The sequence below is a fragment of the Streptomyces alkaliterrae genome, assembly GCF_007097205.2.
GTDB classification, from domain to species: Bacteria; Actinomycetota; Actinomycetes; order Streptomycetales; family Streptomycetaceae; genus Streptomyces; species Streptomyces alkaliterrae.
This window is the reverse complement of sequence record NZ_VJYK02000225.1, coordinates 1-9,153: the sequence shown is the minus strand read 5'-3', so window position 1 is coordinate 9,153 and position 9,153 is coordinate 1. Positions and strand designations below refer to the sequence as shown.

Annotated in this window: 9 protein-coding genes; 5 read left to right on the top strand and 4 right to left on the bottom strand. The window is 72.7% G+C overall.

Annotation, left to right across the window (positions count from 1 at the left end):
* Positions 1 to 82: 82 nt before the first annotated feature.
* A complete protein-coding gene (locus FNX44_RS19260; RefSeq protein ID WP_143649554.1) occupies positions 83 to 1,297 on the bottom strand; it encodes a serine hydrolase domain-containing protein in 1,215 nt (404 codons plus the stop codon).
* Between the two features lie 40 nt (positions 1,298 to 1,337).
* Complete coding sequence (locus FNX44_RS19255; protein ID WP_228450015.1) at positions 1,338 to 2,414, bottom strand: alpha/beta hydrolase; 1,077 nt, start codon at positions 2,412 to 2,414, stop codon at positions 1,338 to 1,340.
* Positions 2,415 to 2,576: 162 nt separating this feature from the next.
* Between FNX44_RS19255 and FNX44_RS19250 the strand changes: the two genes are divergently transcribed.
* On the top strand, positions 2,577 to 5,039 hold the full coding sequence (locus FNX44_RS19250; RefSeq protein WP_143649552.1) for a helix-turn-helix domain-containing protein: 2,463 nt from the start codon (positions 2,577 to 2,579) through the stop codon (positions 5,037 to 5,039).
* 43 nt (positions 5,040 to 5,082) lie between these two features.
* On the opposite strand, the gene FNX44_RS19245 is transcribed toward FNX44_RS19250, so the two are convergent.
* On the bottom strand, positions 5,083 to 6,258 hold the full coding sequence (locus FNX44_RS19245; RefSeq protein ID WP_143649550.1) for a UDP-N-acetylglucosamine--N-acetylmuramyl-(pentapeptide) pyrophosphoryl-undecaprenol N-acetylglucosamine transferase: 1,176 nt from the start codon (positions 6,256 to 6,258) through the stop codon (positions 5,083 to 5,085).
* 124 nt (positions 6,259 to 6,382) lie between these two features.
* Here FNX44_RS19245 and FNX44_RS19240 point away from each other — a divergent pair, with 124 nt between their 5' ends.
* The gene (locus FNX44_RS19240) at positions 6,383 to 6,964 is read left to right on the top strand and encodes a helix-turn-helix domain-containing protein (protein WP_143649545.1); all 582 of its coding nucleotides are present in this window, start codon (positions 6,383 to 6,385) and stop codon (positions 6,962 to 6,964) included.
* 341 nt (positions 6,965 to 7,305) lie between these two features.
* On the top strand, positions 7,306 to 7,701 hold the full coding sequence (locus FNX44_RS19235; protein WP_323369498.1) for a DUF2933 domain-containing protein: 396 nt from the start codon (positions 7,306 to 7,308) through the stop codon (positions 7,699 to 7,701).
* Positions 7,702 to 7,744: 43 nt separating this feature from the next.
* Here the strand turns inward: FNX44_RS19235 and FNX44_RS19230 are convergent, their stop codons facing one another.
* Positions 7,745 to 8,338 carry a TetR/AcrR family transcriptional regulator gene (locus FNX44_RS19230; RefSeq protein ID WP_143649543.1) on the bottom strand — a complete coding sequence of 198 codons (594 nt, stop codon included), beginning with the start codon at positions 8,336 to 8,338 and terminating at the stop codon, positions 7,745 to 7,747.
* A gap of 104 nt (positions 8,339 to 8,442) precedes the next feature.
* Between FNX44_RS19230 and FNX44_RS28115 the strand changes: the two genes are divergently transcribed.
* Positions 8,443 to 8,595 (top strand): hypothetical protein, encoded by a 153-nt coding sequence (locus FNX44_RS28115; protein ID WP_173019229.1) that lies wholly within the window; start codon positions 8,443 to 8,445, stop codon positions 8,593 to 8,595.
* A gap of 5 nt (positions 8,596 to 8,600) precedes the next feature.
* Complete coding sequence (locus FNX44_RS19225; protein ID WP_143649542.1) at positions 8,601 to 9,140, top strand: hypothetical protein; 540 nt, start codon at positions 8,601 to 8,603, stop codon at positions 9,138 to 9,140.
* Positions 9,141 to 9,153: the final 13 nt, after the last annotated feature.

Genomic DNA, 9,153 nt, shown 5'->3' with positions numbered 1-9,153 from the left:
GAGCGGGGGTGCCGTCGGGAGGCCCCGCGAGATCCCCCGTGTCTCGCGGGGCCTCCGGTGGGTGGTGAGCGCGGGCGGGGTGTCAGGGCCGCTTGGGCGTGTCCTTGCAGAGGGCCGTGTCCAGCAGTTCGTCCAGCTGCTTGAGCGGTGTGTTGATGCCGAAGTTCGCGTTGGTCACCACCGACGCGAAGCGGCCGTCCTTCGTCACCAGGGTCATCGTCAGGTAGCCGGGGAGCCCGCCGTTGTGTCCCCAGGCGGTGGCGCCGCAGGAGAGCTTCAGCTGGGCGATGCCCAGGCCGTAGCCGCCGGTGCTGTCGGGCGCCGCCCGCCAGACCTTCTCCATTTCCGTCAGGCCCGCGGGGGAGAGGAGCTTGCCTGAGGTCAGCGCCCGGTAGAAGGCGCTGATGTCCTCCAGGGTCGAGACGATCGCCCCCGCGCTGCTGAAGAGCGACGGATCGTAGGAGAGCGCCGGACCCCAGAGGTTCAGGCCGCCGACACGGATGCCGTGGTAGCCGTTGACGGCTGGGCTGGGTAGCGCGCGTTCGCCGGGGGCGGGGAAGACGGTGCGCCGCAGGCCGAGTGGTTCGATGACGCGGCTGGTGACGGCCTGGTGCACCTTCTGTCCGGTCAGCTTCTCGATGAGCATGCCGAGGATGAGGTAGTTGGTGTTGGAGTAGTTGTACGTGGCGCCGGGTGCGCCGACAGGTGGGCTTTTGAGTCCCTTGCGCACGGAGGCGGCCAGCTCGTACGTACCGTCCGGGTTGGCCTCGGGGGTTCCGCCCAGGGGGTGCGGGTTGTAGGTGCCCAGGCCGCCGGTCTGCTGGAGGAGGTGGCGGACGGTGATGCGGGTGCCGTCGTAGCCGTTGCCGGAGACGACGCCGGGCAGGTAGTCGTCGATCGCCGCGTCCAGTGACACCTTGCCCTCGTCGGCGAGCTGCAGCACGACCGCCGCGGTGAAGGTCTTGGTCTGGCTGCCGACGCGGAAGTGCTCGTCGGGCTGGATGGGCCGGTCGGCGTGGAGGGTGCCGGTGCCGACGGAGAGGGTCCAGGCTGTGTTGCTGTTTCCGGCGTGGACGGCCGCGCCGGGGCCGGCGGCGGCCTGGAACCGTTTGAGGGCCGCGAACGTGGCCGCGTACTCCTCCGCCGCCGCCGTCCCCGACGGGGCGGCCGTCCCCGACGGGGCGGCTGCCCTGTGCTGGGCCGCTGCCGCCGGGCCCGACAGGGTCAGCATGGTCGCGCAGACGGCGCCTATGACAACCGGAAGCTTCGCCCTGCTCCACTGCTTGTGCACTGCCATGGTGGTGGCATCTCCTCGATGAGTGTGACGGTGTGGGTGGTCACCGGGTCGCGGACGTCGCCGCGAAGGCGGCTTCCAGGCGTGGTACGTAGTCGGCGAACGCCGGGGCCCAACATCCGTAGTTGTGGCCGCCGTTGCAGGTCGGGGCGAGGGAGTCCCCGTTGCCGTAGTCGATGAGTCGGCTGGGGATGTCGAGTTGGTCCAGTCGGGACTTGACGGTGCGGGCGGCGCGTGCGGTCTGCGCGTCGACGACGTCGCCGTCGCCGGTGTAGAGGGTGATCGAGGTGTCCGCGAGCCTGGACAGGTTGGCCGGGGCCGCCGGGTCGTAGGCGCGCCAGAGGCGGTCGGCGCCGAACACCGGGTAGGGCGAGCCGAAGATGGCGTCGCTGTCGACGTACGGGCCGTAGTCGGGGCACCCGCTCGCGCTGCTCACCGCGCACCAGGCGCCGGGGAGGTTCAGTTCGGTGGCGACGACCGTCGCGCGGATCTCGGCCATCCCGAAGTCGAGGCCGCCGGAGAGCGCGGCGACGTGGCCGAACAGGTCGGGTCGGGCCTGGGCGTAGTGGAGGGCGCCGGAGCCGCCCATGGAGAGGCCGGTGACCGCGCGGTGCGCGCGGTCGGGCACAGTGCGCAGGTTGGCGTCGATGAAGGGGACGACCTGCTCCAGGTGGAAGGTCTCCCAGTTGGCGGCCTTCAGGACGGTGTCCTGCATCTTCCAGTTCGCGTACCAGCCCTTGCGGCCGCCGTCCGGGACGACGGTGATCATCTTGTCGGAGCGCAGGGCGGGGGCGGCCGCGGCGTCGTTCACGGTGCCGCCGCCACCGTGCAGGAAGTACGCGACCGGCCAGCGCTTCCCCGGGTTCGCGGCGTAGCCGCTGGGCAGGAAGACGCGGATCTTGTGCGGCCCGGACACCTGCGGAGTGGTCACGGTGAGGGTGAAGTCGGTACCGGAGTGCACCTCGGTCGGCTGGGCGATCCGGAGGCCGAACCCGTCGGCGAAGTCGGGGACGGCGGGGGCGTCCGCCCGAGCGGTCGGGGCGCCGAGTGCGGTGAGCGCCAGCGCGGCCGCGAGAGCCGTGCCAAGAGTGCGCATACGACGCGGAGTTGAGGGTCCCATCCGGGAGTGCTCCTTCGTGTGACGTGCCGGCGGGGCCGCCGGTCATCCGTCGTCACGATGGCGTTCACGCAGCTCGGGGAACAGGCCAGCCGACCGGCCATGCGTGACCGGTCGTCACGCTACGCTCAGGCCCTGCCGTATCCGTGCGAGGTGGGAGCCCGAATGACGGACCAACCAGGCGCGCTGCTCCGCGAGTTACGCAAGCGCGCCCGCCTCACCCAGGAGCAGTTGGCGGAGCGGTCCACGGTGAGCGTGCGGACCATCCGCAGACTGGAGACCGGCAGGTCCACCGACCACCGGGTGAAGACCCTGCACCTGCTTGCGGATGCTCTGGAGGCCGGACCGGAGGAGCGGCGCCGGCTCACCGACACCGCCGACCGGACACCGACGGCCGCCGTGCCCGAACCGGCCCGCGTGCCCGAACCGGTGGCCGTGCCCGAACCGGTGGCCGTGCCCGAACCGGTGGCCGTGCCCGAACCGGCCGCCTCCGTCGCCGGTACGGGGCCGCCGCCGGCGGTCGACGACGTGCTCGCCGGCGCCGCCGACTCGTTGGCCAGGGAGGTGCGGCGGCGCTGGCGGCGTGAGGAGGAGCAGCGCCGGGTCCACGATCCGTTCCCGCTTCCGGTGCGCTGGCAGCCGGCGCCCGCATCCCTGACGGACCACCCCGAGAACGTCCAGCGGTTGGCGCCGGGCGCCACCGCCGTGGGCGTGGACCTGAGCGGTGACGTGCGCAGCGTGGCGGAGACCTACCGGCGCGTCGGGTCCGGGCGGTTGGTGATACTCGGCCGCGCGGGCTCGGGGAAGTCGGTGCTTGCCGTCCGCTTCGCCCTCGACCTCCTCGCGGCCCGGGCGCCGGCCGATCCGGTGCCGGTGATCGTCAGTCTCGGCTCGTGGGACCCGGCCGCCACCACCGTGCGGGACCTGCTGGTGGGCCGGCTGCTACGGGACCACCCGCACCTCGCCCGCCGGGTCGCCGGCGGAACGACGCAGGCCGCCGCACTGGTCGACGCCGACCTGATCCTGCCGGTCCTGGACGGGTTCGACGAGATCGCGCAGGGCCTGCGCGGCGCGGCGCTGGACGCGCTGAACGACACCTCCCTGCCGCTGGTCCTGACCAGCCGCCGGTACGAGTACGAGCAGGTCGTGACCGCGACCCGCGCGCCTCTGGTGTGGGCCGCGGGCATCGAACTCGCCGACCTCACCGTCGACGATCTCGCGGCCTACCTGCCCCGCACCGCACGACCCGTCGCCCGCGACACCGCCCACGCCACCGGGGTATGGGACGAGGTGCTGGAGGCGTTGCGAACCCGTGACGCCCCCGGCGCCGCCCGACTCGCCGACGTGCTGCGCACTCCGCTGATGGTGATCCTGGCCCGGACGATGTACAGCGAGGCGCCCGACCGGAACCCGGCCGAACTGCTCGACACCACACGCTTCCCCACGCCGAGCGACCTCGAGGAGCACCTGCTCGCCGGCTTCGTGCCGACGGTCTACCGGCGCCGTGCGCCCGAGCGGTCCGAGGACGGCCGGCGGCAGCCGCACTGGGAGACCGAGCGCGCCCGGCACTGGCTGGGCTATCTCGCGAACAGCCTCGACCAGGGGGACGGCGGCCGACAGGACCTCGCCTGGTGGCGACTCAGCCGCGGACTGCCGACCGGGACCCGCGTCCTGCACGTCACCCTGACCTCCGCCCTGTGCATGGCCACGGCCACCTGGTTGGTGGGACTGACCGCCCAACTCTGGGAATCCGTCGAGTGGTTCGGCCCCGAAGTCGTCCTGGTGCAGGGGGCGCTGGTCGGGCTGATCGCCGGGGCCGCCTTCGGACTCGTCTACGCCGTCATGGCCGCCCTGGACCGGGTTGCCCTCCAGCCGTCCCGGGTACGGCTCAGACTGCCGGCCGCGGACCGCCGGATGGCGGGCCGGCCGCTGCGCGCGTTCACGGCCCGCTTCGGCTTCATGCTGTTGGGCGGGGCGGTGCTCGGTGTCGGATACGCCTGGGCGCACGCGCTGCTCCGCGCCCTCTACCTCGGCTCGTCGCTCTCCGACCCCGTGGTGCTCCGCGGCGTGCTGGTCAACATGCTGGTCTTCGCGCTGATCTTCGGCCTGTCGGCCGGGCTGGTCTTCGGGCTGCTCGCGGCCTTCGAGGCGCCGATGGACGTCACCGCGGCGGCCACGCCGCTCCGGCTGCTGTCCGCGAACCGCGTGACGGCCGGACACCAACTCCTGGTGCTCGTGCCGGCGATCATCCTCGGCGTCGGCCTCTGCGGCTTCCTGGTCGTCGGCCTGTTCCAGGACCTCCTCGGGCCACTGGTGTGGCGGCCGGCGGACGCGGCTCTGCTCGGCGCCGTCGGCGGACTGGGCGGCGCGTCGTCCTACGTACTGGTCTTCACCGCCTGGGGGCAGTGGTTCACGCTGTCCCGCGTCTGGCTGCCGCTGACGGGCAGGCTGCCCTGGAACACGGTCGCCTTCCTCGAGGACGCCTACCGCCGGGGTGTGCTGCGCCAGACCGGCGCCGTCTACCAGTTCCGCCACATCCGGCTGCAACGCCACCTCGCCCAGTCCTACCGGCCCTCACCCCAGTCGGCAGGCCAGTCGGCGACCCGCTTGAGGTTGACGCGGACGTGAGCGTCGTCGGCCTCGGCCCGCGCCAACCCCGTAACTCAAGCGGTCAGTTCGCCGCGGCGGACAGGAGGACGTCGACGAGGCGGTCCGCCGCGTCGGGGCGGCCGTGGGCTCGGGCCCGCTCCGCCATCGCCCGGCGTCGGGCCGGGTCGGTGAGGAGCGGCGCCAGTGCTTCCTGGAGGCGGCCTGGCGTCACGTCGTCGACGAGGGCGACGGCGGCACCGGCCTCCTCCAGGTGACGGGCGTTGTGCGCCTGCTCGTTGCCGGCGGACGTGGCGAGGGGGACGAACACGGCCGGGCGGCCGAGAGCGGTCAGTTCGGCCAGCGTCCCGGCGCCGCTGCGCGAGACGACGACGTCGGCGAGCGCCAGCACGTCGGGGAGTTCGGGGCCGACGAAGCCCGTGAGGTGGTAGCGGCCGGCGAGCGCCGTCGGCAGGGCGGCCGCGTGCCGCCGCAGCTCCTCGACGTTGTCGGGGCCGCACTGGTGGACCACGTTGGCCCGCTCCAGCAGCCACGGCAGAGAGTCGCGGACCACGCCGTTGATCTGCTGGGAGCCCTGGGCGCCGCCGGTCACGTACACGGTCGGCAGCCGCCGGTCGAAGCCGCGCAGGCCCAGCGCTTCGACGGCCTTGTCCGGGTGGCCGGCCAGGACCTCCGGCCGGATCGGGTTGCCCGTGACGACCGCCGCGCCGCGCACCGCTTCGGGCAGCAGGGGCAGCGTCGACTCCGAGGAGACCGCGATCCGCGTCGCGGAGCTTGCCAACTTGCGGTTGGCCAGGCCCAGTCGGACGGTCTGCTCGTGGAGCACCAGCGGGCGGCGGCACAGCCGTGCCGCCAGGCCGGCGGGGACGGCCACGTAGCCGCCGGTGGCGAGTACGACGTCCGGCTGGAAGTCCGCGACGAGCTTGCGGGCCTGCGCCACGCCGAGCGGGACGCGCGCCATGTCCCGCACGTTTGACGGGCTCACCAGCTTCAGCGGGTTGGCGGACCGGCGGATCTTGCCCGTGGCCACCGTGGCGAAGGCGATGCCCTCGGCGGGCGCGACGCGGGCCTCCAGCCCGTTCTCCGTGCCGATCCACAGCACGTCGAGTGTGCGGCCTTCGGAGGCGAGCCGTCGCTGGAGGGCGCGGATCGTGGTCAGCGCCGGGTACGTGTGGCCACCAGTGCCTCCGCCGGTGACGATCAGGCGGAAGGTGGGGGAGGTCGGAGCAGTGCTGTTCACCCCGAGAACCCTACTGGCCGCGCGACGCTCACCGAGTTCCCGGACGACCCCGAGTGGGCCATGCAAAGGATTACTTGCAAAGAACTGCTTGCAAAGAAGTCTTTGCGTCTCTAGGCTTCCTTGTGTGAGTGAGCAGGAGAGATCCGAAGTCCGCCGACTCGACGCGAGGTCCCTGAGAGGGCTCGCCCACCCCTTGCGCATGCGGTTGCTCAAGGTGCTCCGGCAGTCGGGGCCGGCGACGGCGTCCCAACTCGCCGAGCGTCTGGGTGAGTCGAGCGGCGCCACCAGCTACCACCTCCGTCAACTCGCGGAGCACGGCTTCGTCGAGGACGCGCCGGAGTACGGGAAGGGACGGGAGCGGTGGTGGCGCGCGGTGCACCGAGGGGTGAGCTTCGACGACGCGCTGCTGCGCGACGGGGACCCGGACGTGCGCGGTGCGGCTGAGCTGTTCATGCACGAGGTGGCGAACAACCATATGCAGGAGCTGGCCACCTGGACCGGCACGCGGGGCGACTGGCCCTCGGAATGGCGGCGCTCCTCCGACATGAGCGACTGGACGTTGAGCCTCACGCCCGAACTGGCCCTCGAACTCATCCTGAAGATGCACGAACTCGTCGAGAGCTACCGCGAGTCGGCGCCTCCGGACGACCCGGCCGCCAAGCAGGTGCGCATCCACTCGCACGTCATTCCCACGAACACCGACTGAGAGGCCGCACGATGTCTCCCGACGCACATCTCCTTCTCCACCGCGCCCGAGCCGTCGAGCTTCGAGCCGAGGCGTGCGCCGTCCGTCGCGTAGATCCACGACGGGCCGCGTTAGCCGGCATCCGTGTCAGGTTCGGTTGGACGCTGGTAGCGGTCGGTCTGCGGCTGGCGACCGGCCCACGGGCGGTGGTCGCGGTGCGCTGACGGGGGCGGGCCGGTCGGCCTGGGGCGGTGGGCCTTCCGGCCCTGTCCGGCCGGGATGCGCCGGGAGGACGATGGCGGGCAAGGGAGGTCACCAGGACTCCGCCCAGCCGCCCGGCCGGCCGAAACAGGTGAGAAGCCATGATGTTCTGGTACGACGACGGCCTCAGCGGGTGGGGCTGGTTCGCGATGTCGCTCAGCATGATCTTGTTCTGGGCGGCCGTGGTCGCAGTGGTCGTGCTGCTGTTCCGCGCGCTGAACGGCCCCGTCCGCCGGCCTGGTGGCTCGGCCCCGGGGCATCCGGCGGACGGTTCGGCCACGAGAGCGCGTGGGTACGGTCTGTACGCGATCGCCCTCGCGATCGTGCTCGTCGGCGCCCTGGCTCTGGACGTTCCCGCCGGGACGCTGGTGCTGCTCGCGATCGTGCTCGTCTGCCCGCTGATGATGCTGATCATGATGCGCGGCCCAGGCCCCCATGGTGGCGCAGGTTCCGGCGACGAGGGCGGGCGACGCGGGCAGCGCGGTGGGGCGCTATAGGTCGCGGCGAGGCCGCGTAGTCGTGAGGTCGTCGTCCGGCTGGTCAGGGCGAGTCGCCCGGCGGGCCGGGGCGGAGGGCGTCCAGGGTGACGGTTACCAGGCGGCGCACCGCGGCCTGTGAGTGGACGTCGGCCGCCGCTCCCGTCGCGTGCAGGCAGTACGCGGCGAGTTCGGCGGGTGGGACGTCGGAGCGGACGTCTCCCTCCGCGACGGCCTCGGTGAGGAGGTCCCGCACCAGTGCGGTGAGGTGACGGTGGGCGTGGTCGACGTGTTCGCCGCGGTGGAGGAGCGCGCTCGGTTCGGCGCCGTGGGCGGCGCGTCGGCGCTGGATTCCCGCGTACGCGTCGAGGACCGCCGCCAGGCGGTCGGCCGCGGTGCCGCCCGGGCGGTGCCGCAGCTCGGTGAGGAGTCGGAGGTGAGCGGTGACCTGGCGCTCGTGCCAGGCGGTCAGGACCGCGTCGACGTCCGGGAAGTACTTGTAGAGCGTCGCCCGTCCGATGCCGCTCTCGGTGGCGATCCGGGACATCGTCACCGCCCGGGGGCCGTGCTCGGCCGCGAGTGCCGCCGTGGCGTCCAGCACCGCGTCGCGTACCGCGCGTCGGTGTTCCTCGATGGTGTCGTTCCACAGCTTCGGCACGGGCCCAGTGTAGGTGCGGCAGGTGCCGATACACTGTGCCGTGAGTGTAGACAGAGTGTCTTGGAAAAGCGGAAGCAAGGCACGAGCGAGGAGCGGAGTGCGTCATGCCCGTCGAGCCGTCCCACCGCCGTCCACCGACGCCGCGTTGGGTCAGGGTGTCCGGCGTGGTCGCCGTCGCGGTGCTCGCGGCGCTTGTGGTCCTGCACGTGTTCGGGGGCGGCGGGCTCGGCCCGGGTTCGCACCTTACGGGCGGCTGACGCCGATGGCGCTGACCCCGCGGTGGCGCAGGGTCGCGCTCACCGTGCACATCGCGGCCTCGGTGGGCTGGCTCGGCGCGGTGGCCGCGTTCCTGGCGCTCGCCGCGGCGGGGCTGAGGGGCGACGACGACGCACGGACGCGCGGGCTGTACGCGGCCGCCGAGGTGCTGACCTGGTGGGTGATCGTTCCGTTGGCCCTCGCGTCGCTGGTGACCGGCGTCGTCCAGGCGCTCGGCACGCCGTGGGGCCTGCTGCGGCACTACTGGGTGGTGGCCAAGCTCGGCCTGACCGTCCTGGCCGTCGGCCTTCTGCTGCTGCACACTCGGCCCGTCGGGCAGCTCGCCGCCGCGTCCGCGCTCGACGGCTCGCTCGAAGGCCTACGGGTCCAACTTGTGGTGGACGCGGCCGCCGGGCTGGTGCTACTGGCCGTGATCACGATGCTGTCGGTGTTCCAGCCGCGCGGGCTGACTCCGTACGGTTGGCGCAGGAGCCGCCGTGCGGGCACGGCGGAGGAAGCCGGGCGCGGCACCGGCCACCGGCGATGACCCACCCGTACCC